Source organism: Streptomyces bicolor (assembly GCF_000719285.1).
Taxonomy (GTDB): Bacteria; Actinomycetota; Actinomycetes; order Streptomycetales; family Streptomycetaceae; genus Streptomyces; species Streptomyces bicolor.
In genome coordinates, this window is the sequence record NZ_JOFS01000023.1 from 71,430 (window position 1) to 96,736 (window position 25,307).

The window sequence follows — 25,307 nt, forward strand, 5'->3', positions numbered from 1 at the left end:
CCCCTGTTCTCAACGAGGAGAGCACGTGCCACAGGACACCTATGACTACGACGTGATCGTCGTCGGATCGGGCTTCGGCGGCTCCGTCACCGCCCTTCGTCTCACCGAGAAGGGCTACCGCGTAGGCGTCCTGGAGGCCGGCCGGCGCTGGACTCGCGAGGCCCTCCCCAAGAACTCCTGGGACCTCAAGAACTACCTCTGGGCCCCCAGGCTCGGCATGTACGGCATCCAGCGCATCCACCTGCTGGGCAACGTCATGGTCCTGGCCGGCGCGGGGGTGGGCGGGGGCTCCCTCAACTACGCCAACACCCTGTACGTACCGCCGAAGGCCTTCTTCGACGACCCGCAGTGGCGTGACATCACCGACTGGCAGGAGGAGTTGAAGCCGTACTACGACCAGGCCCAGCGCATGCTCGGCGTACGGCTCAACCCGACGATGACCCCGTCCGACGTCCACCTGAAGGCGGCGGCCGAGCGGATGGGCGTCGGCGACACCTTCCACATGGCGCCGGTCGGCGTGTTCTTCGGGGACGGCAAGGACGCCGAAGGGAAGGCGAAGGCCAGGCCCGGGCAGGAGGTCGCGGACCCGTACTTCGGCGGGGCGGGCCCGGCGCGCAAGGCGTGCACGGAGTGCGGTGAGTGCATGACGGGTTGCCGGCACGGTGCGAAGAACACCCTGAACGAGAATTACCTCTACCTGGCCGAGAAGGCGGGCGCGGTCGTCCACCCGCTGACGACGGTGGTCTCCGTCACGGACGACTCGCAGGGCGGCTACGCGGTGGCGACGCTGCCGACCGACCGCAGGGGCAGTCGGAAGAAGAGCGGCGAGGGCAGGCTCTTCAAGGCCCGCCGGGTGGTGATCGCGGCGGGCACGTACGGCACCCAGACCCTCCTGCACCGCATGAAGGCGGGCGGTCAACTGCCGTACCTCTCCCCGAAGCTGGGCGAGCTGACCCGCACCAACTCCGAGGCCCTGGTCGGCGCGCAGACCGACAACCGGCGCTACCGCAAGGCGACGGGCGAGCCGAAGGTGGACTTCACGCGCGGGGTCGCCATCACGTCCTCGATCCACCCGGACGAGAACACCCACATCGAGCCGGTCCGCTACGGCAAGGGCTCCAACTCGATGGGCGGCCTGTCGATCCTGCAGGTCCCGTACGCGGAGGGCTCGTCGCGGGTCGCGGCCTGGCTGGCCAACGCGGCCCGCCATCCCCTCCTCGTCCTCCGCTCCCTCTCCAACCGCCGCTGGTCGGAGCGGACCATCATCGGCCTGGTGATGCAGTCGCTGGACAACTCGCTGACGACGTATCTGAAGCCGGACGGCGTCGGCAAGGGCCTGCTCACCGCCCGCCAGGGCCACGGGTCCCCCAACCCCAAGCAGATCAAGGCGGCTTCTCAGGCGGCGTCGGCCATCGCGGCCGACATCAACGGCTTCGCCGGCTCCAACGTCGGCGAGCTGATGGGCACCCCGCTCACCGCCCACTTCCTCGGCGGCTGCCCGATCGGCGACTCGCCCGAGACCGGCGTGCTCGACCCGTACCACCGCCTGTACGGCCACCCCGGCATCTCGGTCGTCGACGGTGCGGCGGTCTCGGCCAACCTGGGCGTCAACCCGTCCCTGACAATCACCGCGCAGGCCGAGCGGGCGATGTCGTTCTGGCCCAACAAGGGCGAGGCCGACCCGCGTCCGGCGCAGGGAGCGGCGTACGAACGCCTGAAACCGGTCGAGCCGAAGTCGCCGGCGGTCCCGGCGGAGGCGTTCGGGGCGTTGAGGCTGCCGTTCCTCGGGATGCCGGCGGTGCCGCCGAAGAAGTAGGCCATGCGGAAGAAGTAGGCCATACGGCCTCACGAAACAACAGAGAAGGACCTGCACCCCCCTCCGAGCGCAGGTCCTTCTCTGTCTTGCGTCAAGCTCTGCTGAGGCTTACGCCTCCGCACCCACCTTGCGGCGCTTCATGGCGAACACGACGCCCGCACCGGCGAGGATGGCGACGCCACCGACGGTCGCGATGATCGGGAGGTTGGAGCTGGAGCCGGTCTCGGCCAGGTTGCCGGTGATCTCCTCGACCTCGCCCTGCGGCTTGTTGCCGTCGATGCCCGGCTTCTCACCGTTCGGCTTGGCGGGGCCGGGGTTGCCCGGGTTGCTGCCCGCGGCGAGGACGGTGAACTCGTAGAACTCACCGTTGCCGTAGCAGGCGGCGTCCTCACCGGCGTAGATCGCCTGGCTCAGCGCGAAAGACGCGCCGGCCGGGGCGGAGGACTTCACACGGACGCGGAGGTCCAGGCTGGCGGAGGAGTTCGCCTCCAGCTTGTCGAGGGAGGCGACGAAGCTACCGGTGAAGACGGTCTTGCCGTCCTCGTCCTTGTAGAAGTCCTGGTAGCTGCTGGTCCACTTGCCGTCTTCCTTGACCTGGATCTCGGCCAGGTCCAGGTACAGCGAGGACTCGTCGTTGACCTCGTCCGCGTACTCGGTGAGCGCCTCGATCCAGACGTTCTCCAGGTCCTTGTCGGAGTTGTTCGTGGCGACGAACTCGAAGTTGTGCCAGCCCGAACCCGCGACGATCTTGCTCGGCAGACCGGAGATCTCGGCCTGGAGGTTGTCGTCGAGGTCGAAGGTCTCGCAGTCCTCGTACGGGTTCCACGACTCGTCGTCGTCGGACGGGGCGCTCTCCGAGGGGGACGGGGAGGCGGAGGTCGTGGGCTCCTCGGTGGGCGTCGGCTCTTCGGTGGCCGGCGTGGTGGCGTCCTCGGTGGGCGTCGGCTCTTCGGTGGCCGGGGTCGTCGCGTCCTCGGTGGGCGTCGGCTCTTCGGTGGCCGGCGTGGTCGCGTCCTCGGTCGGCGTGTCGGTCGGCGCGTCGGTCACCGTCTCGGTGGGCGCAGACGTCGGGTCGTCCGTGGTGGCGAACGCGGTCGGCGCGGACAGCAGCGCGATCGGCGCGATGACAGCCGTCGTGGCTGCGGCGGCCAGGGCGCGGCGAAGCTTCATGAAGACCTCGAAAGTCCGGAGTGCTGCGACATGGCAACACGCGAATGGGAGGGAGGCCTCCGCGTGTGGGGCGCGGGTGTGGCCCTTGGTACGCAGCGTTTGATCGGTGACGGCTGTGAATGGTTGTGCCATCACTGATGGAATTCTTATGTGGTCTGCATCACACCGGCATCGCGTCCGGGACGGCCCTCCTGGGGGCCAGGAGCTGACGTACGCTCAGCCGGCCGACAGCCCGCTGAGAGGAAGCGCACACCGCCGTGACCGACAAGCCGTCCGAGTCCTCGTCCATACCGGACGAGGAATGGGAGAAGTTCGTCCGGGACGCCGAGCGCGACCACGCCGCCGCCCCGAAGGAACCCTCCGCCCGCGCCCGCATGGTCACCGAACGCCTGCGGCAGCAGGACGCCCGCGGGGAACTCCCCGCCGGCTGGCGTACCGGCCCCGCCCGGCAGGAGATGAACGGCCGGGCCGCGCGGCGCCGGAAGGTGTGGAGTGTGCTCGGCGTGCTGCTCGCCGTCGCCGTGGCCGTGATCGCCCTCAAGCCGTCCGCCGCGCTGTCCTGGCTGCCCGGCGGCTCGGGCGCCGACGCGGACGCTCCGTCGGCGTCACCGATGAACGCCGAGACCACCCGGCCCAGCGGGGCGCCCGCCGACGTGGCAGGTCAGCCCACCCGTAAGCGGCCGTTCGCGGGCTCTCCGGCCGAGCGCTGGGCCGGGGGCGCGGACGCCATCGAGGTGCCGAAGGCCAAGTCCGTCAGCGGGGTCTCCGCCGCGCGGATCGAGACGGCGCTGCGGCTCACGAAGCAGTTCCTCGTCGCCTCCAATCTCGACCGCGACGTGCTGTACGGCGCCGAGCCGAAGGAGGCGCTGGCGCTCCTCGACCCGCTGTCGAAGGAGTACGTCGACCGTCTGCGCGCGGGCCTGCGCCGCCCCACCGTCGAGAACGACCCCAAGTGGAAGTTCACGCGCTTCGACCCGGACGAGATCGAGCTCGTCGGCACCGAGGTGAAGGTGCGCGGCCGTATGACGGTCGAACCGGGCGAGGGCAAGGGCGGAAAGGCGCTGATCCGGGCCGACTACACCTTCGTGTACCCGGTGGCGCGGGCCGGCGGCGGCCAGGAGGTCACGCGCACGATCGTCCGCCGCGCCATCGGGGTGGAGGTCGTCGACCCCGTCAGGTACCAGGCGACCGAGCGGCGCATCTGGCTGTTCGACCTCAGCAGCGAAATCGGCAACGACGCCTGCCGACAGGGTGACGGCTTCATCCATCCGAGGTTCCAGGCCGACCTGGCCGCCAGCCCCGAGCCGTCCGGTGACGTGGTGGATCCGTACGACCGGAGCAGAGAGCTGGACGGGGCGGAGGCGGGAACGGAGTGCGGCACGCTCTCGCGCACCTAGCCCCGTCGGGCCGGTCGTGGGTCGTCCGTACGGCATGAGAAGGGCCCCGCGGGCAGTAGCCGCGGGGCCCTTCTTTCGTCAGCACCGACGTCAGGGCAGCGTCGGTGCCTGGGGAGCGGCGCCGGGGGGTTGCGCCGCTGGTCACGGATGGTCTCGACCTCTGGCAATGCAGTTGTCCGGTGGGGCCGGGTCGGCGGAACCCGGCGGTTTCTACGCATCGTGCTGGATGGATCCGGCCGCCGCAACCGCTTGACCCGGTCTTGTACGCCGTCTTGCGTTCCGTGCGTTCTTCCCGCACTTTCCGCCGGCCGGCCCCGGGCGTCCCCGGAGCCGACCTTCCTGGGTGACCGGGCTGCTGTCCCCTGCCGTCCGGTCACTTACCTGGAGCGAGGTCCCACGGCGTACGGCGTGATCCGTGCGCCTCATCGCTCCAGTGAGCCACGCGTGGTTTCTTTCGGGCCCGCCCCTGGCTGGCACGGACACCGGTACCAACGAAGGGGTGGGGGAGGCGTCACGCACCGTACGGGTGAGAGGGGCCCCGAACTCAGATGCGACCGCGGCACAGTTCGAGCAGCGTCATGGCGAGGGACGTGCCCGGCTTGCCCAGCGCCTCGCTGTAGTGGCTGAGAACCTCCATCTCGCGGGACAGGTTCACCCGCCGGCCGCCGGAGGTGATCCGCGCCTCCTGGATGACGGCCGAGACGGCCATGCGTTCCTGGATCAGCCCGATGATCCGGTCGTCCAGGGCGTCGATGCGTTCGCGGGCACCGGTGATCACGTCCGCGGCCTCGGTGGTGCGGGCGCCGGTCACGTCGATGGCGGTCATGCGGGGGCTCCTCGTCGAAGTCGAAGGGGTGGTGCCCCGGAGCGACAGGGCCCGGAAACGACAGGCGCCCCGGACCTTGTCGGCCCGGGGCGCCTGGGAAGTCGCTTGTCAGTTGCTCAAGCAGCACGACCATGGCAGCCGGCGGGCCGGGTGCCATAGGTAAAGAGGAAGGTCGCGTGCGTGAGCATGGGGTCAGTATGCCGGGCCTCGCGGAGGTGTCCAAGACGGTTCGCATCCTGAGACGGGGCTTTCCCCGGAGGTGGTCCCGCGGCTCCCGGTAGAATCGGCCTCACACCCACCTCGCTCACCGCCGGAAGGCAACCCGTGTCATCAGCGAACCCCGCCGCCGCCCCCGACACCGTCCTGGTCGTCGACTTCGGCGCGCAGTACGCCCAGCTCATCGCCCGTCGCGTCCGCGAGGCCCGGGTCTACAGCGAGATCGTGCCGAGCACCATGCCGGTCCAGGAGATGCTCGCCAAGAACCCGGCGGCGATCATCCTCTCCGGCGGCCCCTCGTCCGTGTACGAGGAGGGCGCCCCCCGCCTCGACCGCGCCCTCTTCGAGGCCGGCGTCCCCGTCTTCGGCATGTGCTACGGCTTCCAGCTCATGGCGCAGAGCCTGGGCGGGACGGTCGACAACACCGGAGCGCGCGAGTACGGCCGTACCGATCTCCATGTCTCGAAGTCGTCCTCGACCCTCTTCGAGGGCACCCCGGCCGAGCAGCACGTATGGATGTCGCACGGCGACGCCTGCTCCGCCGCCCCCGAGGGCTTCTCCGTGACGGCCTCCACCGATGTCGTCCCGGTCGCCGCCTTCGAGAACGACGAGAAGAAGCTCTACGGCGTCCAGTACCACCCCGAGGTCATGCACTCCACGCACGGCCAGCAGGTGCTGGAGCACTTCCTGTACCGCGGTGCCGGGCTCACGCCCTCCTGGACCACCGGGAACGTCATCGAGGAGCAGGTCGCGGCCATCCGCGAGCAGGTCGGCGACAGGCGCGCCATCTGCGGGCTGTCCGGCGGCGTGGACTCCGCCGTGGCGGCGGCGCTGGTCCAGAAGGCCATCGGCTCCCAGCTGACCTGCGTGTACGTCGACCACGGCCTGATGCGCAAGGGCGAGACCGAGCAGGTCGAGAAGGACTTCGTGGCCGCGACCGGCGTACAGCTGAAGGTCGTGGACGCGGAGGAGCGGTTCCTGACGGCTCTGAAGGGTGTCTCGGACCCCGAGGAGAAGCGGAAGATCATCGGCCGGGAGTTCATCCGGGTCTTCGAGCAGGCGCAGGCCGAGATCATCGCGGACGAGGGTCCGGCGGTGGAGTTCCTCGTCCAGGGCACCCTGTACCCCGATGTGGTCGAGTCCGGTGGCGGCACCGGCACGGCCAACATCAAGTCCCACCACAACGTCGGCGGCCTGCCGGAGGACCTCGAGTTCAAGCTGATCGAGCCGCTGCGCAAGCTGTTCAAGGACGAGGTGCGGATGGTCGGCCAGGAGCTCGGGCTCCCGGAGGAGATCGTCCAGCGCCAGCCCTTCCCGGGGCCCGGCCTGGGCATCCGGATCGTCGGTGAGGTGACCAAGGAACGGCTCGACCTGCTCCGCGATGCCGACGCCATCGCCCGTGAGGAGCTCACGGCGGCCGGTCTCGACCGTGACATCTGGCAGTGCCCGGTGGTCCTGCTCGCGGACGTCCGAAGCGTCGGTGTGCAGGGCGACGGCCGGACCTACGGCCACCCGATCGTCCTGCGCCCGGTCTCGTCCGAGGACGCGATGACCGCCGACTGGTCGAGGCTGCCGTACGACGTGCTGGCGCGGATCTCGACCCGGATCACCAACGAGGTGCGGGACGTCAACCGGGTCGTGCTCGACGTGACGTCGAAGCCGCCGGGCACCATCGAGTGGGAGTGATCCCGCCGGTCAGGTCCGCTTGAGAGTGCGCACCGGCTCTCCGGGCTTCCAGATCTGGACGACGAGGTACTTGTCGTCCTCGACGTAGGTCCGTACGACCTCCGTCAGCTCGGTGCGGAAGAGGTGGAACGGCTCCGGCGGTTCCACCTCTTGTGTGTACGCCTTCTTGGTCTCGGGGTCCTCGACCTCGACCGCCCGTCCGCTGATCCGCACATCCCCGCCGCCCATTCCGGTGCCCTCCCCCGGGTTCGCCTGGAGCGCGAAACGCGGGTCACGGCGCAGATCGAGTGCCTTGAGCGAGTTCGGCATCATCCCGAGCCAGAGCTCGCCGTTCAGGAAGCGGACCTCCAGGCCCGTGGTGCGCGGGGAGCCGTCCTTGCGGAGGGTGGCGAGGACGTGGTGGGTGAAGGCGCCGAAGCGCTCCTCGGCGCGGCGGGCGAGTTCCGGTTCCGCCTCGGTGAAAGTTGCCCAGTTCGCTGTCATACGGCGAGTGTGGCCGGGATATCCGACATCCGCTGTCTGGATTCCGCGGGCTTGGGGGCGTAGCGAGGGCGCGATCAGGGCGCGATGAGGGCGGGGCGCGATGCGGGCGGGATCTTTACAGAACATCTCTGTTCTCCTGCGCTGACCGACGGTAACTTCCGCCCCGTAAGCAACCCAGTGCTGGAGGACACATGCACGGGACGCCCCTCGGGCCCGTACCGCCCTCGCCGCTGCCGACCGATCAGCTGCAGTTCGCGATGCCGCCGATGCACGAGTCCCTCGAGGACGAGCGCCGGCATCGCAAGGAACGGCTGGCGGGGGCGCTCAGGATCTTCGGGCGGCTGGGGTTCGAGGACGGGGTCTCCGGGCACATCACCGCGCGCGATCCCGAGTTCAGCGACTGCTTCTGGGTGAACCCGTTCGGGATGCCGTTCAAGCACGTCACCGTCAGCGACCTGGTCCTCGCCAACTCCGAGGGGCAGGTGATCGACGGCCGCTACCACGTGAACCAGGCCGCCTTCACTGTGCACTCCCAGGTCCACGCCGCCCGCCCCGACGTCGTCGCGGTCGCCCACTGCCACTCGGTGCACGGGCGCGCGCTCGCGGCGCTGGGCGAGTTGCTGGACCCGATCACCCAGGAGAGCTGCGCCTTCTACGAGGACCACGCGCTCTACGACGCGTACTCGGGGGTCGCCGTCGACGCCGTGGAGGGCCGCCGGATCGCGGCCGCGCTCGGCTCCCGCAAGGCCCTCGTCCTGCGCAACCACGGCCTGCTGACCGTCGGGGACTCGGTGGACGCCGCCGCCTGGTGGTTCCTGTCGATGGAACGGTCCTGCCAGGTGCAGCTGACGGCGAAGGCGGCGGGGCGTCCGGTGCTGATCGAGCATCGGCTGGCGGTGGCCACGTGGGAGCAGTTGGGTGGGGATCTGGTGGCGTGGATCAACTATCAGCCGTTGTGGCAGGACGTCAGCCGCAGTGAGCCCGACTTGTTGAGCTGAGCCGTATCAGAAGCCCCGCAGGACCACCGCCTTCGTCATCGCGAACTCCTCGTCCGTGAGTACGCCGTCCCGGTGAAGTTCCCCCAACTCCCGCAGCCTGCGCAGCAGTACGTCGTGATGGTCGACCGGGGGCGGGACGGTGGACGCCGGCTGCGGGCGGTCGGGACGGTCGGGGCGGTCGGGGCGGTCGCCGTGCTCGATCCCTGTGCGGGTTGAAGGATGGGGCATGCGGGCCGTGACCGCGGTGGCGACCAGGGCGGTGAGCAGGTCGCGGCGGGCGCTGCCCCACAGATCCAGGGCGTACGGGTCCTTCTCCGGCGGCAGTTTGGAGAACAGCGTCTCGCGGGTCACGAAGCGCAGGAAGCCGTCCTCGTAGCCGGAGTTGGGCAGCCACTCGATCTGGACGAGGTCACCCACGTCGATGATCCGCGGGCCGGTCGCCCGTTTGACCCGGTCGGAGGTGTCGGACCAGTCGATCCGCACCTGGGTGCCGTCGAAGGAGACCGTGCCGTCGGAGGAACGGACGGAGACCGGGACGGGTGGGCCGGGAAGGAGATAGGTCTTGGTCGGTTCCTTGGGGATCTGGTCCAGGAGCAGAGCGTGGCGGATCTCCTCGGCGACGTACTCGGCGACCCCGGCACGGTCAACGTCCACCGTCAGCCGGTACGGATCCGCCGTGTCCGGCAGCCTGCCGCCGGTCGCTTGGAGCAGCGGGTCCGCGCCCTCGCGCAGCCGCATCCGCAGCCGTCCGCGCTTGCGTTCGGGTTCGAAGACGATGCTCGCCACGGCCTCGAGCGGGACGGTGATCTCACCGTACGTCTGCCGGAACAGCGGCACGGAGCGGTGGAGTCCCGGCGTGATCCGGACCGTCGTGCCGTCGAAGGCCCAGGTCCCGTCGCGCTGGATGATCTCGGCCATAGGGAAATTCTCGCAGCCGGGTCAACACGGAGGCCCGGTCCTCACTCGCGCCTACCGGACCTGCCGGGAGTGGGGTGGGGGGTGTAGGGCACAATTCGCTGTCGTCGCAAGGGAGTTGTCGGGGTGCGGGTGCCGGTCGGGGGGGTTGCCGGAAGGCTGGGGTGGCCCGGCTTGGTGGCCGGTATCTGAGACGGGCTGCCGATGGTGGGGCCGTGAGGCTATAAGGCCATGAGGTGATGAGGCCATGAGGTCATAAGCCATGAGGTCATAAGCCATGACGGGTTACTGGTCATCCGGGTCAGTGGTCGTGAGGCCACTGGGTCGCGAGGTTGTGGGGAAGGCAGGCGTCGGGCGTGGCGGTGCGGGAGGCTGGGCAGGGCGGCTCGGCAGCGGGCGTGCACGGGGGTGGCTGCACCTGTGGGGACTGTCCGCACGGGGCGCGTGCGGGGCATCGGCGGGCGGTCGCCGAGTTTCTGCTGAAGCGGGACGAGTTCGCCGCGGGGCAGGGGCTGCCGGCTGCCGTGGCCCATTCGGCCTCGGCTTCCCGGCAGTGGGTCTCCGCGGAGTTGACGCAGTCCGCGGAACTGGTCGCCGAGCGGGGGCGGGCCGAGGGGGAGGCGTGGCTGGCGCGGCTGTGGCTTCGTACGGCGACGGTGGTCTGGGCGCTGGTCGTCGTGCTGCTGCTCGTGCAGGCGTTCACGGCGATCGGCGCGGGGTGGACGTCGGCGCGTACGGCCGGGCTGCTGGCGGCGCTGCTGACGGCCGGGGCGCTCACCGCGGCGTCGTGGTTCCACCGGGCGCGGGGTGGCGCGCTGGCGCCGGTCATCGGTGAGGACAACCGGCTCTCCACGTCGCGTGCGGTGGCCGGGGCGTGGGTGCTGTTCGTGGTGTACGCCGTGCTCGTGCTGGTGGGGCGGCTCGCGGGGGCGTCCGGGCACCGGGAGCGCGATGCGCTGATCGCCGGGCTCGAACTCGGGCGGGGCGCGGGTGCGGTGACCGTGCTCGCCGTGGTGTGTGCGATCGCGGTGCTGGTGCGGCGGGTGGTCGGGGTGCGGGTGCTCGGGCAGCGGCTGCAGAAGGTGCGGGCGGACCGGCCTCGGGCGGCGGATCTGCTGACGGATGACGCGGGGCGGGGGACGTTCGCGGACATCCAGTACGTCGTGATCGGCGGGGTCGCGTTGCTGTTCGCGGCGGTGCGGTTGGCTCGGCGGCCCGATCAGTTGCCGGATCTGCCGTGGGGGCTGGCGGTGGTGGTGCTGGTGTCTGCGGCGACGTATCTCGCCGGGAAGTATGCGGAGGGGGGTCGGCCGGTGATTCTGTCGGTGGTGCGGGCCCGGGAGGCCGGGGATCTTGACGCGCCGATCCGTACGGGGGACGACATCGAGATCCGGGGGGCCGGGTTTGTGCCGCCCGGGGCGCAGGGGGCGGATCGGCTGGCGCGGATGGTGGTGCGGATCGGGGCGGTGCATGTGCATGTGCCGTTGGTGCCGGTGGCCGGGGGGTTCAGCAATCCGACGGATGCGGTGCTGACGGTGCCGGTGCCTGCGGATGTGGAGCCGGGGCGGGTGGAGGTGCAGGTGGTTACTGTGGCGGGGGTGGAGACGAATCGGTATGTGGTTGATGTGACTGACTGACGGGGGTGGGGGTGGGGGTGCGCGTTGATGCCTGCGGCGCCTGTGCGGGTTTGGTGGGGGTGCGTGTAGCGGCTGCGGTCGTGTTGTGGGTCGGGGCCGGGCCGGGGGGTGTCCGTCCTCGGACCGGCGGCTGGACTTAGGCCGGGAGGGGCTGCGTGTTGACGCCGGCCACTGTGGGCGGACACCCCCCGGCCCGTCCCCTTCCCGCCGTACGCGACTGCAGGCCCGTGGGGGTACACGCCCTCCCAGGCCCGCCTAGCTGCGGGCAGTCGTGCCGCTGGGGCGGCACGGGTGGGCGCAGCGGCACTCCGCCAGCGCCGGGCCGCGCGATCCACCCCCGCCCAGCCACAGCGCCGGTCGGCATCGATTGTTTCCGACTGTGCCCGGTGTCGACGCGGGGTTTCCTCCAGGTGGAGGGCGTCGGAAAATCGGGGCGGTACTGGAATGAGCGGCGCAGTCGCTGCGTACGTATCGTTCCTCGAGGGGTCACGGCACGGCGGGCGAGAGGCGGCTACGGGCGATGACTCACGGTATGCACACGGACACGCACTCCCCTTATCTCGACGGCGGCCGGGACTGGCGGGACACCGCCAGCCGTTACGCATTCCTCCCTCTCCGCGTCTTCCTCGGCGTCACCTTCATCTACGCCGGCTTGGACAAACTCACCGACAGCGCCTTCCTGAAGGACTCCGGTTCGGGGTCGATCGGCGACATGATGCGTGCCGTTCGTGACTCCGCGGCCATCCCGGACTTGGTCGACCTGGCACTGGAGAGCCCCGTCGGCTTCGGCCGTGCGATCGCCGTCGGCGAGCTGGCCGTCGGCATCGGCACGCTCATCGGGCTGCTCGCCCGCCTGGCGGCACTCGGCGGCGCGCTCATCTCGCTGAGCCTGTGGTTGACGGTGAGCTGGGCTGCCGATCCGTACTACTACGGCAATGACCTGGCCTATCTGATGGCCTGGCTGCCCCTCGTGCTCGCGGGCGCCCCCATGTTCTCCGTGGACGCCGCACTGCGCACGCGGCGACGGCAGCGGGCGGGACGCTACCGGTAGCCTCCCGGCCCCAACCGCGCGGCCGTTGGAGAGCCGTTGGTCGGTCAGGGGTCAGTAGGGTGCCTTCGGTTGGGGATCCGGGGGTGTCGTGGTGGTTCCCTGGTGTGATCGGCGGCGTCTGCGTATGCCTCGGGTCGTCGCCGCCGCTACGCCCGCCAGGCACAGGCCGCCCACGACCAGTGGGATCACCACGAACCAGGGCGTCTCCCAGGCGCCGCCCGCGTCGCCGGCGTAGATGATGCCCGCGAGGGTCAGGAAGGCGCCGGCGACCAGCCTGCCGGGCTGGAACTCATGACGTAGCACGGCTCACCTCCGCCTGTCCCACGCCGACGCTGAGGTCGAGGTCGAGCGTGCCCCTTGCCTTGGTGCCTGTGGGCGGTGTCAGGGTCAGCTCCTTGTGCTTGCCCGGTGCCACGTCCACGTCCCGTTCGTCGTCGCCCGGCAACTGGATGTCTCCCACTCCTACGTCGATGCTCGCCTTGACGGTCACGTCCTTGGGGACGATCACCTTCAGCTCGCCCACGCCCACATCGGCTCTGGTGGTCACGGTCTGGCCCTCGGCGAACTTCACCCCGGTCAGGTCCAGGGTGCCGACGCCGGTGCCCAGGTCGTACTGCGGCTGGACGTCGGCCACTGCCGCCGGCCGCCAGTTCCTTTCGATCCAGTGGGTGCTGATGTCCTTGGGCAGTGCCGCCGAGGCGGCCAGCAGGCCCGCCGTGATGATCGCCAGGAATATGGAGCCCGCTCCGGTGCGGCCCAGGAACGCGCTCACGGCTATGCCCAGGCCGAGGACGAGCAGCGCGCAGGACAGGCCGGTCTGCAGGCTGGTGCCGAGGGCGTGGTCCTCCCAGGTCGCGCTCATGCCCAGGGCACCGGCGAGCAGGGCGAACAGGAACACCCAGCCGCCGATCCAGCGAGGGCCGCGCTGCTTCGGTGGACGAGGACTCCGGGCGCGCATGTCCTCGCGGCTGTTCCACCTGGTGCCGAGGCCGATGTTCACGGCCGCCGCGATGTCGCGGTCGCGGGAGTCGCGAGGGCCCCAGAGGTAACCGGTGCCGCCCTCGTGGGTGCCGTCCTTGACGATGGGGTCGCGCCACCAGGAGCCGTAGGCGGCGGGGACCGGTGGTGCCTGGGCCTCCGGTGGGGCGTCGGCGACGGCCTGGGCCGCGAGCAGGTCGGGGTCGGGGGCGCCGCGGTTCCGGGACCAGTAGCCGGCGCCCGCCAGGAGGATCGAGAGGACTACGGCGAAGGCGAGCACGCTGCCGTTGGTCAGGAGCGTCAGGAACACGCCGCAGCCGACGAGTGCGAACAGCACGGCCGTCAGTGCCTGGCCGTCCACTCGGCCCGTCAGAAGTTTGCGGACCTCGTTCTCGTCCTCGTCGTCGTACGGGACGAAGAGCCAGGCGAAGCCGTAGAAGATGAGGCCGATGCCGCCGGTCGCGGAGAGCACGGCGAGGGTGATCCGGAAGATCACCGGGTCCATGTCGCACTGCCGCCCGAGCCCGGCGCACACGCCGGCCAGCATCTTGTGCCGCCGGTCGCGCCGGAACCTGTGCGGCGGGGCGAGTACGCCCGCTTCGGCGGACGCCTCTGTTTCCGCGCCCGCGTGTGCGCGCGGTTCCTCACCCGCGGCGCTCGCGGGCGCCGGGCCGGACGGAGTGCCCGCGGGGGGCACGGGGTCCGGCTCGGGCACGGGGTCCGCGGCGTGCTGGTGATCAGTCATGTGTCCATGGTGACGGGCGGGTCGGCTCGACGGGAGTCGGAATGACCCTGGTCGGACCCTGATATCGGCCCTGAGGCAGGGGCGGGGGAAGCGTTCGAGGCGGCCGGCTCCGAAGATCAGGGGAGTCTCGGGGGTCGACCCTGATGCCCCGGTGGGCCGGGCGTGTGAACATCGATGGCATGCCGGAAGCCGCAGCAGCGCCACTCGTCGAACCGCGGCCGCCGCGCAAGCTCTACCGCAGCAGCGACGGACGCTGGCTCGGGGGCGTGGCGCGGGGGCTCGCCGGGCATCTCGGGCTGCCCGTCATCTGGGTGCGGCTCGTGTTCGTCGGCCTGTTCATGGCGGACGGCCTGGGCGCGCTTCTGTATGCCGCGTTCTGGTTCTTCGTGCCGCTCGGCGTCGGCGGTGTCGACGCGCAGCGGCCATCTCCTTTCGCCACCGAGACCGCCGCCGACGGCCGCCGCAGACTCGTCGCCCGCAAGCCGGACAAGGGGCAGATCGTCGCGCTGCTCCTCATGGTCGTCGTGGCGATGGTCTTCGTCGGCAGCGTCGACCTGGGCAACGGCGCCAAGGCCTACCTCCTGCCCGCCGTGCTCGTCGGCGCGGGCGTCGCCCTGGTCTGGCGTCAGGCGGACAACGCACGCCGGGCGCGCTGGATGGAGGTCGGGCGGCGTCGGCGCAACCTCACTCTGCTGCGCGCCGCGGGCGGCGTCGTACTGGTCACCGCAGGCGTCTCCGGCATCTTCGTCCTGCAGGGCTCCGCCGCCCACCTCGGCTCCGTCCTGCAGGCGGCCCTGGCGGTCCTCGTCGGCATAACGCTCCTCGCGGGGCCGTATCTGGTCCGGATGACCCAGGACCTCTCCGAGGAGCGCCTGATGCGCATCCGCGCCCAGGAGCGCGCCGAGGTCGCCGCGCACGTCCATGACTCGGTGCTGCACACGCTGACCCTGATCCAGCGCAACGCGGAGAACGCGAACGAGGTCCGCCGCCTCGCCCGCGCCCAGGAGCGCGACCTGCGCACCTGGCTCTACAAACCCGAGGGCACCGGCAAGGACGAGGCCGACGAACCCACCAACCTCGCCGATGCTGTCCGGCGCAACGCCGCCGAGATCGAGGACAAGCACGGCGTCCCCATAGAGGTCGTGGTCGTCGGCGACTGCCCGCTCGACGAGAAGCTCGGCGCCCAGATGCAGGCCGCGCGCGAGGCGATGGTGAACGCCGCGAAGTACGGTGGCGAGGGCGGCGCCGTGCAGGTCTACGCCGAGGTGGAGGGGAAGACCGTCTTCGTGTCCGTCCGGGACCGCGGTCCGGGCTTCGACCTCGATTCGATACCCGCCGACCGCATGGGCGTTAGAGAATCGATCATCGGCCGCATGGAGCGCAACGGCGGTACGGCCCGGCTCCGGGCGGTACCCGGCGGCGGTACGGAGGTCGAGCTGGAGATGGAGAGGGCGGAGAAGACGTCATGAGCGACCCGACCGAGGCCAACGAGCCCGTGGAGTCGACCGGCGGCAGCGGGGGCGAGCGGCACGTGCGCGTGGTCCTCGTCGACGACCACCGCATGTTCCGTACGGGAGTCCAGGCCGAGATCGGCCGGACCGAGCAGACCGGCGTCGAGGTCGTGGGCGAGGCCGCGGACGTCGACCAGGCGGTCACGGTCATCACCGCGACCCGGCCCGAGGTCGTCCTCCTCGACGTGCACCTCCCGGGTGGCGGCGGCGTCGAAGTCCTGCGCCGCTGCGCCTCGTTGATGGCGGACGCCGAGCAGCCCGTCCGCTTCCTGGCGCTCTCCGTCTCGGACGCGGCGGAGGATGTGATCGGGGTGATCCGCGGCGGTGCGCGGGGGTACGTGACCAAGACCATCACCGGCACCGATCTGGTCGACTCCATCTTCCGCGTCCAGGACGGCGACGCGGTGTTCTCGCCGCGCCTGGCCGGGTTCGTCCTGGACGCGTTCGCGTCGACCGACGCGCCGCCGGTCGACGAGGACCTCGACCGACTCACCCAGCGCGAGCGGGAAGTGCTGCGGCTGATCGCCCGTGGCTACGCGTACAAGGAGATCGCCAAGCAGCTCTACATCTCCGTCAAGACGGTCGAGTCCCATGTCTCCGCGGTCCTGAGGAAGCTCCAGTTGTCCAACCGGCACGAGCTGACGCGGTGGGCCACGGCACGGCGCCTGGTCTAGCCATGAGGGATGGGGCCTGCGGTCCCGGCTCGCTCGTTCACACCACCCGCGTCGCCCCCGCGAACGGCATCTCGTCGAGCGGGGCGACCCGGACCGGTGCCGACGGGTTCGGGGCGTGGATCATCTGGCCGTTGCCGATGTAGAGGCCCACGTGGCTGATGCCGGAGTAGAAGAACACCAGGTCGCCCGGGAGCAGTTCGGAGCGGGAGACGCGGCGGCCCGCGTCGATCTGGGCGTAGGTGGTGCGAGGCAGGGAGAGGCCGGCCGAGCGGTAGGCGGCCTGGGTGAGGCCGGAGCAGTCGAAGGCGTCCGGGCCGGTCGCGCCCCAGACATAAGGGCTGCCGAGCTTGGAGTAGGCGTATGAAATGGCGGCCGCCGCACGGGAGTTGGGAGCCTGCGCGGCAGTGGAACCGGGGGTCGTGAGCGCGTCGCGGGTGCCCGCCGAGGAGCGTGCGGCGCGGTCACCGCTGCCCTGGAGCCGGGCGCGCTCCTCGGCGGTCAGCCGGGCGAGCAGGCTCCTGGCCGCGTCCAGTTTGCCGGTGATCGTGTTCTTGTGCCGTCGCAGTTCGGCCTGGCGGGACTGCAGCGAGGTCAGTTCGACGCGGGCGGCGCCGCGCAGCTGCTCGATCTCCCGTAGCTGATCGCGGACGCCGGCGACGGAGGCCGCCTGCCGGTTGCCGGCGCGTTCGGCGAACTCCGCTGCATCGAGGTAGCGGTCGGGGTCGTTCGAGAGCGCGAGCTGCAGGGCGGGGTCGATGCCGCCGTCGCGGTAGTGTGCCGCGGCCATCGAACCCAGGGTCTCCCGCGCGGAGTTGAGCTGCTCGGTCCTGCGTGCGGCCTCGTCCTGCAGCGTCCTGATCCGCCGCTGGGCCGCGTCAGCCTTCTCCTTGGCGCCGTTGTACTGCTCGGTGGCGACCTCGGCCTCCTGGTACAGCTTGTCCACCTTCGCCTTGACCTGCGCCGGCGTCAGCTGCGGCTCGGCGTGTCCGGTCCCGTCGAAGCCGGTCGCGCTCGCCGCGCCCGCCAGCGCGATCGTCCATGCCGTGCGGGCCGTGTTGCCGGGGACCGAGCGCTGACGGGGCTTTCGGTGCGCTGCCACGTGGACTGCACGTCCTTTCGTACGACCGCCTCGTCCTGTCACGTCCGCCGGGCGGCGGACCTATGGCCGACCGGGAGAGCGGCGGACGTACGAGCGCCTGGGGGAGCGGACGTACGGCCGCACCGGCCGGTTACGCGCCCGGCGACGGCCCACACAGGGGGAGCGGGCCGCCGCCGGACCTTTCTCGGCGGTGGTGTCGGCTGCCGCCCCTGGCCCGGGCGGCGGTGGGGAGCCGGTCACCTGGTGGAGGACGCTAAACCTCGGTGTGACGGGTCGGTAACGCTTTGTGCGGAAGTGCCGGGAGCGGACCGGGTGATGACCGTAAGTGAGCGTGATCCCGGGACACGGGCGTCTGGTCCACGCGGGGTGATGACCGATGTGGCGGTTTCGGGGTTCGCGGGGGCGGCGGGCTGCTATGGGCCGCATATATGCAAGATCGGAAGGAGGGCGCGGAGGGTGGCGGGTGGAAGGGCGGAGGGGTGGGTTGTCGGAGGGGCGGGGGCGAGCTTGGATGGGGTGGTGTCGGGTGGGCGGTCGATGGTGATTAGGCTCCGGCTCCATGGACGTACTCATCCATCTCTTCGTCGGCCTGCACATCATCGGCATCGCCGCGTTGCTCGGGGGTTTCCTCACCCAGATGAAGGCGATGGGCCAGGGCACCGCCCGGTTCGTCCCCGGCATGCTGCACGGTGCGCTGACCATGCTGGTCACCGGCGTGATCCTCGTGGGGCTCAACCAGGCGGACGATCAGTCCGTCAACAACATCAAGATCGGCGTGAAGCTGGCGCTGCTGGTCGTGATCCTCGGGCTCGTGTATGTGAAGCGGGACGAGGAGAAGGTGGACAAGAGCCTGTTCGGCGTGGTGGGACTGCTGACCACGGCGAACGTCTTCATCGCCGTGTTGTGGACGTGACCTCCCCGGACGACGGGCGGCTGTAGGCCACAACCGCGCCGGCGGTGACCACCGACCAGGCCGCCACCGCGATCCACAGCAGGGCCTCGCCGGGGGTCTCGAGCCACGGCACGTCGAGGGCGGAGGCGACGGAGAGGGTCGCCGCCGCCGTCATGCCCATCGGGAACACGGTTGCCCAGCGGCGTACGTCGTGGTGCGGCCGAGGCCATGCGATCTCGGCGACGGCCAGGACGGCGTACCAGGCCAGGTCGAGTACCAGGACAGCGGCGGTCACGGCGCGGAGGACGCCGCTGTCGTCGTCGTTCCAGAGGTACAGGTCGGCGCCGTCGGCGGCGATGAGCCTCGATCCGGCGAGTGCGGAGATGGCGAGGGCGCCGCCCGCCACCCAGTGGTCGCCGGCGCCGTGGGCCACTTCGCGCAGGTCGAAGCGGGGCAGGGCGACGGCGTAGAGCAGCAGGCCGAGCCAGAAGAGCGCGAGTGCCGTGTGGGCGAGCCAGGCCGAGGTCTCGGTCGCGGCGAGTGTCGCGGCCAGGACGGCGAGGCCCTGGGTGGCCACGCAGCCGAGGAACACCGCGCCGGGCATGCGGCGGTGCCAGTGGCGTACGACGGCGATGAGGAGGCCTGGCCAGAGGACGGCCGCCAGGGCGAGGAGGGCCTTGGCGAGGGTCTCTCAGTCGAGCGTGGTGAAACGGGTGCCCAGGACCGTCGTCGCGGCGATGGCGGTCAGTGCGGCCGGGGTGGCTGCCTCCTTCGTCCACCTGGTGCGGTCCCACAGGAGCCGTGCGACGAAGTCGCCGGCGAGCGCCAGCCAGGCCGCGCCGGCCAGGGTGAGGGCGATGCGTGACAGGGTCTCGTGGTTCGTCTGGTGCAGGGCCACCGAGAGGATGCCGGTTGCCATGACGGCTGCGCCGGCTGTGGGGGGACGTTGCGACCACCAGGTGCGGAGGGGGGATGCGGGGTTGGTTGCGGTGGTCGGGGCGGTGGTGGCGGGCATGGCGCCGATGCTAGGGAGCGGGGTGGGGGGGTTGGTGGGGCACGCGCGCGTGGGGGCGAAATACGCGCGGGTGCGGGGTGCCTGCGGCGGTTGGGCGGGGGTGCCTGCGGCGGCCCGTCGCTGTCCTCTGGGGGTGCGCGTAGCGCCTGCGGTCGGTGGGTGGGTCGGGGCCGCGCCGGGGGGTGTCCGTCCTCGGACCGGCGGCTGGGGTCGGGCGGGAGGTGCCGTTTCTTGACGCCGGCCACTGCGGGCGGACACCCCCCGACACGTCCCCTTCCCGCCGTACGCGGGTGCGGCTCCGTGGGGCCCAGGCGATAGTCCGCGTGCGCGCGCCTGTACGGACGACGGGCACGCGCACGCGTGCGTCAGGCCGGGCGGACCACGCTGTGGATCGACGACTCTCCGTCGTAGTAGATCGACTCCTCGCGGACGTACGCGCCGGGCTTCGGGGCGTGGATCATCATGCCGTTGCCGATGTAGATGCCCACGTGGGTGACATCGTCGTAGAAGAAGATCAGGTCGCCGGGGCGGGCGTTGGCGAGGGAGACCGTGGTGCCCGCGTTGACCTGGTCGTAGGTGACGCGGGGGATGTCCACGCCGGCGGCCTTCCAGGCGGCCTGGGTGAGGCCGGAGCAGTCGTAGGAGTCGGGGCCGGTGGCGCCCCAGACGTACGGCTTGCCTACCTGGGAGCGGGCGAAGGCCAGGGCCTTCTCGGCCTTGGTGGCGTATGACGAGTCCGTGGAGGATGAGTCCGAGGCGCTGGAGTCGGCCGGCGGCTCGGTGGTCTCCTGCTGCTGGGCGGCCTCCTGGCGCCGGCGCTCGGCCTCTGCCTCGGCTTGCTGGCGGGCCAGCTCCGCAGCCTTGCGTGCGGCCTCTTCCTGCTTGCGCTTCTCGATCGCGGCGAGGCGCGCCTTCTCCTCCGCCGTCAGCTTGGAGAGGAGTTCGCGTGCGTCGGACAGTTTCGTCTGGACGGTGCTCTTGGCGGTCTGCAGGTCGTTCTGCGACTCGGTGAGCGTCTCGAGGCTCTGGGTGGCCTCCTGGCGCTTCTTCATCGTCGCGGACTGCTGCGTGAAGTAGTCGTCGACCGCCTGTTTCTGACGGCCGGTCAGGCGGTCCATCAGCTGGGTCTGGTCGAAGTAGTCCTGCGGGGTGTCCGCCAGGAGGAACGTCGCCGTGTCGGGGGCGGCGGCCCCGGTGCGGTACTGGGCGGCCGCGAAGGAACCCAGTTCCTCGCGCGCCTCGTTGAGCTCCTGGGTGCGCTGGGCGACGTCGTCGAGGAGGGTGTCGACACGCTTGCGCTGCTTCGCGGTCTTCTCCTTGGCCGCGTTGTACTTCTCCGTCGCCGACTCCGCCTGGCGGTAGAGGTCGTCGACCTTCTTCTCGACCTCTTCGAGGCTCGGCTTGTCGTCCGTCGAGGGGCTCGCGTTGGCCGTCTGGGACAGCAGGGCCACGGATGTGAGGGCCGCCGTGGCGAGGGCGGGTGTCCGTATGCCTGCTACGCGCGTACCCGCGGGACGCGACTTGCGGTGCGACGCCAAGGGAGGCGACTCCTTCCGTGCTCCGCCTACCGGGTTAGCTGTCGGGTTCGGGCGGGTGGTTCGGAAGGGTTGCCCTACGGCCGTTCCCGGGAGGGAAGTCGGGCCGATTCACCCCAGAAGTCGGTGGGTCCCCGGCTCCGGCTGCGCGATGGCGTACCGGACTCGGCGGAGGCCGCGCGGCCCGGCGACGTTCGCCGGTGGGGGTCGTGCGGCCTGTCCGGCACGGTAGCCAACTCGTGTGGCCCCTGTGAAGGTTGATGTTCGATATGCCCGATACATTTTCGTGACCTTGTCGTTGTTTGCCGCCAGCGGTGGTTGATTGGGGGGTCGGTGGGGTGACTTGGGGTTGTTTGGGCCGAGGGGAGTCGTATGTCTGTCTTCGGTCGCGGATTGTGACGGCCGGGTCATGGAGGGTGAGAGGGGGGAGGGCGGGCTGTGCGGGGAGCTCGCCGGGTCTCGAAACGGGCGATGTTCTCGGGGCGGCGGCGGGCTGTCAGTGGGGCGCCCTAGACTCGGAGAGCGATGAGCAGCCTCTTTGACGACAGCTTCCTGGCGGACCTCCAGGCCCCGCGGGCCCACGAGGGAGAACCCCCGCCTCCGCCCGAGGACGATCACGCTCCGGAGCCGGTTCCGGACGATCTGTTCGGCGGGAAGTTCGACGTGCCTCCGGACCGGGACGGGTACTACCGCGACGGCGCCCCCCGCCCGGCCATCGACGCGGCCGCACTGCTGGAGGGGCTGAACGAGAACCAGCGGGCGGCCGTCGTCCACTCGGACACCCCGCTGCTCATCGTGGCCGGCGCCGGCTCCGGCAAGACGCGTGTGCTCACCCACCGCATCGCCCACCTGCTGGCCGAGCGGAATGTGCATCCGGGGCAGATCCTCGCGATCACCTTCACCAACAAGGCCGCGGGCGAGATGAAGGAGCGCGTCGAGCAGCTCGTCGGCCCGCGCGCGAACGCGATGTGGGTGATGACCTTCCACAGCGCGTGCGTGCGCATCCTGCGGCGGGAGAGCAAGAAGCTCGGGTTCACGTCCTCCTTCTCGATCTACGACGCCGCCGACTCCAAGCGGCTGATGGCGCTCGTCTGCCGGGATCTCGATCTCGATCCCAAGCGGTTCCCGCCCAAGTCCTTCAGTGCCAAGATCAGCAACCTGAAGAACGAGCTGATCGACGAGGAGGACTTCGCGGCGCAGGCGAGTGACGGCTTCGAGAAGACCCTCGCCCAGGCGTACGCCCTGTACCAGTCGCGGTTGCGGGAGGCCAACGCCCTCGACTTCGACGACCTGATCATGACGACGGTCAATCTGCTGCGCGCCTTCCCGGACGTCGCCGAGCACTACCGCCGCCGCTTCCGGCATGTCCTCGTCGACGAGTACCAGGACACCAACCACGCCCAGTACGCGCTCGTGCGCGAGCTTGTCGGCACCCGCGAGCACCCCGTTGACGTGCCGCCCAGCGAGTACGACATCCCGCCCGCCGAGCTGTGTGTCGTGGGTGACGCCGACCAGTCGATCTACGCCTTCCGGGGCGCCACCATTCGTAACATCCTCCAGTTCGAGGAGGACTACCCGGACGCGACGACCATCCTGCTGGAGCAGAACTACCGCTCCACCCAGACGATCCTCTCCGCCGCCAACGCGGTCATCGAGCGCAACGAGTCCCGCCGCCCCAAGAACCTGTGGACCAACGCGGGCGCGGGCGCCCGTATCACCGGCTATGTCGCGGACACCGAGCACGACGAGGCGCAGTTCGTCGCCGACGAGATAGACCGACTGACGGACGCGGGCGAGGCGAAGGCCGGTGATGTCGCGGTCTTCTACCGGACGAACGCCCAGTCCCGTGTCTTCGAGGAAGTGTTCATCCGCGTCGGGCTGCCCTACAAGGTCGTCGGCGGGGTTCGGTTCTACGAGCGCAAGGAGGTCCGGGACGTCCTGGCCTACCTGCGGGTTCTCGCCAACCCGGAGGACTCGGTGCCGCTGCGCCGGATTCTGAACGTGCCCAAGCGGGGCATCGGTGACCGCGCCGAGGCGATGATCGACGCCCTCGCCCAGCGGGAGAAGATCAGCTTCCCGCAGGCGCTGCGCCGCGTCGACGAGGCGTACGGCATGGCCGCGCGGTCGACCAACGCCGTCAAGCGGTTCAACACGCTGATGGAGGAGCTCCGTACGATCGTCGAGTCCGGCGCGGGACCGGCGACCGTCCTGGAGGCGGTGCTCGAACGCACCGGCTATCTCGCCGAGTTGCAGGCTTCCACGGACCCCCAGGACGAGACCCGTATCGAGAACCTTCAGGAACTCGCGGCCGTGGCCCTGGAGTTCGAGCAGGAGTCGGGTGAGGGCGAGGCCTCCGGCGGGCTCGCGGACTTCCTGGAGCGGGTCGCGCTCGTCGCCGACTCCGACCAGATCCCCGACGAGGAGGAGGACGGCTCCGGCGTCATCACCCTGATGACCCTGCACACCGCCAAGGGCCTTGAGTTCCCGGTCGTCTTCCTCACCGGCATGGAGGACGGCGTCTTCCCGCACATGCGTGCCCTCGGCCAGACGAAGGAGCTGGAGGAGGAGCGGCGGCTCGCGTACGTCGGCATCACGCGCGCGCGTGAGCGGCTGTATCTGACGCGCTCGTCGATGCGGAGCGCGTGGGGGCAGCCGTCGTACAACCCGCCCTCCCGCTTCCTGGAGGAGATCCCGGCGGCACACGTGGACTGGAAGCGGACGGGGGCGACCGCGTCCGTGTCCTCCGGTCCCGCGGCAGGCGTGGCGGCCTCGCTGTCCTCGTCCCGCTCGCGCTCGTCGGCGTCCGGCGCGTCCGGCTTCGCCACACGGCGGACCTCGGAGAAGCCGGTCGTCCAGCTCGCGGTCGGGGACCGGGTCACGCATGACCAGTTCGGACTCGGCACCGTGATGGCGGTCAAGGGCACGGGCGCGAACGCCGAGGCGACGATCGACTTCGGGGACACCAAGCCGAAGCGGCTGCTGCTGCGGTATGCGCCGGTGGAGAAGCTCTAGCTTGCCCAAGCGGTGAACCCCCGCTGGAACGGCGGGGGTTCAGCGGGTGCGTTATGTGCGCTGCCTTACGTCGGGTCCAGGCCGTGGCTGCGCAGCCAGGAGAGCGGGTCTATCGGCGAACCACCGGCCGGGCGGACCTCGAAGTGCAGGTGCGGGCCGGTCGAGTTGCCGGAGTTGCCGGAGTACGCGATGGGGTCGCCGGCCTTCACCGTCGTACCGGAGGCGACACGGTAGCTGGAGAGGTGGCAGTACCACGTCTCCGTGCCGTCCTTCGCGGTCACGATCATCATGTTGCCGTAGGCGCTGTTCCACTGTGTGCGGACGGTGCCGTCGGTCGCGGCCATCACCGTCGTGCCGTACGACACGGGGAAGTCGATGCCGGTGTGCACGGACATCCAGTTGATGCCGGACTGGCCGAAGTAGGCGCTGAGGCCGTGGTTGGCGACCGGAATCGCGAACTTCGGGCGCAGCCGCTCCTTGCGGGCCGCCTCCTCGGCGGCCCTCTTCTTCTCGGCCGCCTGCTGGGCCTTGAGGTCGATGCGCTCCTGCGTACGGCTGGCCCGGTCGGCGAAGTCGTCGGCGCCGGCGGAGAGGCTCTCGAGCTGGGTGTCCAGCTTGTTGTTCGCGGTGGACGGCTTCACGGCGGTCGCGTCGGACGCGGTCGTCGACGTGTCCTTGTCGTCGGTCAGGCTGCCGACGGAGGCGGCGGCGATACCCGCCACGCCCATCACGCACGCCGAGGGCACGGCGACCGTCAGCAGCGCGGAGCGCTTGGGGGGCGTACGGCGGCGGGAGCGGGACCCGCTGCGGGAGGCGGCGCGCGGGGAGGGGACCGGGGCGCCCTCCTCCTGGTCATCGAGGAGCGGGGCCGCGTCGGGGAGTTCACCGGAGGCGGTCAGCTCGACGCCGTCCTGGGCGGAGCCGTCATAGCCGGTCGGGTGGTCGTATGCCGTGGGGTCGTCGTACGCCGTGGGGACGCCGTGCTCGATCTGCTCGAAGTGGGCGGTCGCCTGCTGATCGAAGGATTCTGCTGGCTGCTCGTACTCGTCGGCCGCCTGTGTGGCGCCGCCGTCGGAGTTCCACTGGGTGGCGTCGTACGTGCCCGTGTCGAAGGTCTGCGTACCCCATTCCCACTGCTGGCCCTGGTCGGCCTGCGCGCCGGACTGGTCGGGCTGGAGCCAGGCGCTCGCATCCCATTGGCCGGAGGTGTCGTGACCGGTGGCCTGGTGCGGGACGAAGGGAAGCTGCTGGTGGCCGGTCGTCCAGGCGGTGGTGTCGTACGCGCCGGAGTCGTAGGTGGCGTGGTGCTGAGCCGCGTACGCGTCGTAGTTCAGGGTGTGCTGGCTGCCCGTGGACCACTGCGTGGCGTCGTACGTGCCCGTGCTCTCGCCGGGGAGACTGCCGAACAGGGGGTCCGCGTCGAAGGTCGCGGTGTGGCCGCCGGCGTCGAATCCGGTGGCGTCGTACGCACCGTACGTGGTGGAGTCACCGTAGTGGGCTTCCTGGGCGCCGTACGACGCGTACTGCGCCGAGGCGGCATCGGAAGCCGGAGCCGGGGAGGTCATGGTCCCCGACGGGTGACGATCGTTCACCAACTTCTCTCTCGCCTCGACAACAGGGGCTGCCAGAGCAGTGCGGCGACTGTACCCGG

At 70.5% G+C, this 25,307-nt stretch carries 19 protein-coding genes, 1 pseudogene and 1 riboswitch; of the genes and pseudogenes, 10 read left to right on the forward strand and 10 right to left on the reverse strand.

All coding sequences use genetic code 11. The annotated features are described in order from the left end of the window. The first annotated feature begins 25 nt into the window (after positions 1-25). Positions 26-1,816: a GMC oxidoreductase gene (locus IF78_RS0128130; RefSeq protein WP_031477518.1), complete on the forward strand. Its 1,791-nt coding sequence runs from the start codon at positions 26-28 to the stop codon at positions 1,814-1,816. A gap of 108 nt (positions 1,817-1,924) precedes the next feature. Here IF78_RS0128130 and IF78_RS0128135 read toward each other — a convergent pair whose 3' ends face one another. Next, positions 1,925-2,986: an LPXTG cell wall anchor domain-containing protein gene (locus tag IF78_RS0128135; RefSeq protein ID WP_031477519.1), complete on the reverse strand. Its 1,062-nt coding sequence runs from the start codon at positions 2,984-2,986 to the stop codon at positions 1,925-1,927. A 257-nt stretch (positions 2,987-3,243) separates the two neighbouring features. Between IF78_RS0128135 and IF78_RS0128140 the strand changes: the two genes are divergently transcribed. Beyond that, on the forward strand, positions 3,244-4,383 hold the full coding sequence (locus tag IF78_RS0128140; RefSeq protein ID WP_031477520.1) for a hypothetical protein: 1,140 nt from the start codon (positions 3,244-3,246) through the stop codon (positions 4,381-4,383). A gap of 544 nt (positions 4,384-4,927) precedes the next feature. Here the strand turns inward: IF78_RS0128140 and IF78_RS0128145 are convergent. Continuing rightward, positions 4,928-5,209, reverse strand: coding sequence for a chorismate mutase (locus IF78_RS0128145; protein ID WP_031477521.1), 282 nt, complete (start codon positions 5,207-5,209; stop codon positions 4,928-4,930). A 324-nt stretch (positions 5,210-5,533) separates the two neighbouring features. Between IF78_RS0128145 and guaA the strand changes: the two genes are divergently transcribed. Next, entirely contained in the window at positions 5,534-7,111 is a 1,578-nt protein-coding gene (guaA, locus tag IF78_RS0128150; protein ID WP_031477522.1) for a glutamine-hydrolyzing GMP synthase, read from the forward strand. A gap of 9 nt (positions 7,112-7,120) precedes the next feature. On the opposite strand, the gene IF78_RS0128155 is transcribed toward guaA, so the two are convergent. After that, entirely contained in the window at positions 7,121-7,594 is a 474-nt protein-coding gene (locus tag IF78_RS0128155) for a pyridoxamine 5'-phosphate oxidase family protein (protein WP_031477523.1), read from the reverse strand. 191 nt (positions 7,595-7,785) lie between these two features. Between IF78_RS0128155 and IF78_RS0128160 the strand changes: the two genes are divergently transcribed. Then, positions 7,786-8,592, forward strand: a complete 807-nt coding sequence (locus tag IF78_RS0128160; protein ID WP_031477524.1) for a class II aldolase/adducin family protein — start codon at positions 7,786-7,788, stop codon at positions 8,590-8,592. Positions 8,593-8,598: 6 nt separating this feature from the next. Here the strand turns inward: IF78_RS0128160 and IF78_RS0128165 are convergent, their stop codons facing one another. After that, positions 8,599-9,510, reverse strand: a complete 912-nt coding sequence (locus tag IF78_RS0128165; RefSeq protein ID WP_031477525.1) for a DUF4429 domain-containing protein — start codon at positions 9,508-9,510, stop codon at positions 8,599-8,601. A 353-nt stretch (positions 9,511-9,863) separates the two neighbouring features. On the opposite strand from IF78_RS0128165, the gene IF78_RS0128170 reads away from it, so the two are divergent. Both IF78_RS0128170 and IF78_RS0128175 read left to right on the forward strand, forming a co-directional pair. Further along, complete coding sequence (locus tag IF78_RS0128170; protein ID WP_031477526.1) at positions 9,864-11,144, forward strand: hypothetical protein; 1,281 nt, start codon at positions 9,864-9,866, stop codon at positions 11,142-11,144. 520 nt (positions 11,145-11,664) lie between these two features. Continuing rightward, positions 11,665-12,195, forward strand: coding sequence for a DoxX family protein (locus IF78_RS0128175; RefSeq protein WP_031477527.1), 531 nt, complete (start codon positions 11,665-11,667; stop codon positions 12,193-12,195). Positions 12,196-12,246: 51 nt separating this feature from the next. On the opposite strand, the gene IF78_RS0128180 is transcribed toward IF78_RS0128175, so the two are convergent. Together IF78_RS0128180 and IF78_RS0128185 are read right to left on the reverse strand one after the other, a co-directional pair. After that, positions 12,247-12,498 (reverse strand): hypothetical protein, encoded by a 252-nt coding sequence (locus tag IF78_RS0128180; RefSeq protein ID WP_031477528.1) that lies wholly within the window; start codon positions 12,496-12,498, stop codon positions 12,247-12,249. Further along, positions 12,485-13,918, reverse strand: coding sequence for a PspC domain-containing protein (locus IF78_RS0128185; RefSeq protein ID WP_031477529.1), 1,434 nt, complete (start codon positions 13,916-13,918; stop codon positions 12,485-12,487). The genes IF78_RS0128180 and IF78_RS0128185 overlap by 14 nt, the downstream gene beginning before the upstream one ends. 143 nt (positions 13,919-14,061) lie before the next feature. Here IF78_RS0128185 and IF78_RS0128190 point away from each other — a divergent pair, with 143 nt between their 5' ends. Next, positions 14,062-15,387 (forward strand): ATP-binding protein, encoded by a 1,326-nt coding sequence (locus IF78_RS0128190; protein WP_031477530.1) that lies wholly within the window; start codon positions 14,062-14,064, stop codon positions 15,385-15,387. Continuing rightward, complete coding sequence (locus IF78_RS0128195) at positions 15,384-16,103, forward strand: LuxR C-terminal-related transcriptional regulator (RefSeq protein ID WP_031477531.1); 720 nt, start codon at positions 15,384-15,386, stop codon at positions 16,101-16,103. Before IF78_RS0128190 ends, IF78_RS0128195 begins: the two co-directional genes overlap by 4 nt. A gap of 37 nt (positions 16,104-16,140) precedes the next feature. Here the strand turns inward: IF78_RS0128195 and IF78_RS0128200 are convergent, their stop codons facing one another. Then, a complete protein-coding gene (locus IF78_RS0128200) occupies positions 16,141-17,202 on the reverse strand; it encodes a C40 family peptidase (RefSeq protein ID WP_031477532.1) in 1,062 nt (353 codons plus the stop codon). Between the two features lie 559 nt (positions 17,203-17,761). On the opposite strand from IF78_RS0128200, the gene IF78_RS0128205 reads away from it, so the two are divergent. Then, the gene (locus tag IF78_RS0128205; protein WP_031477533.1) at positions 17,762-18,115 is read left to right on the forward strand and encodes a hypothetical protein; all 354 of its coding nucleotides are present in this window, start codon (positions 17,762-17,764) and stop codon (positions 18,113-18,115) included. On the opposite strand, the pseudogene IF78_RS43960 reads toward IF78_RS0128205, so the two are convergent. Beyond that, positions 18,093-19,109, reverse strand: a pseudogene (locus IF78_RS43960) (tellurite resistance/C4-dicarboxylate transporter family protein). The gene IF78_RS0128205 and the pseudogene IF78_RS43960 sit on opposite strands and share 23 nt — an antisense overlap. A 365-nt stretch (positions 19,110-19,474) precedes the next feature. Beyond that, complete coding sequence (locus tag IF78_RS0128215; protein WP_031477534.1) at positions 19,475-20,647, reverse strand: C40 family peptidase; 1,173 nt, start codon at positions 20,645-20,647, stop codon at positions 19,475-19,477. An 8-nt stretch (positions 20,648-20,655) separates the two neighbouring features. Beyond that, positions 20,656-20,825: riboswitch (cyclic di-AMP (ydaO/yuaA leader) on the reverse strand. A 344-nt stretch (positions 20,826-21,169) separates the two neighbouring features. Between IF78_RS0128215 and pcrA the strand changes: the two genes are divergently transcribed. Next, positions 21,170-23,656, forward strand: coding sequence for a DNA helicase PcrA (gene pcrA, locus IF78_RS0128220; RefSeq protein ID WP_031477535.1), 2,487 nt, complete (start codon positions 21,170-21,172; stop codon positions 23,654-23,656). Positions 23,657-23,721: 65 nt separating this feature from the next. On the opposite strand, the gene IF78_RS0128225 is transcribed toward pcrA, so the two are convergent. Further along, positions 23,722-25,221 (reverse strand): M23 family metallopeptidase, encoded by a 1,500-nt coding sequence (locus tag IF78_RS0128225; protein WP_031477536.1) that lies wholly within the window; start codon positions 25,219-25,221, stop codon positions 23,722-23,724. Positions 25,222-25,307 lie beyond the last annotated feature (86 nt).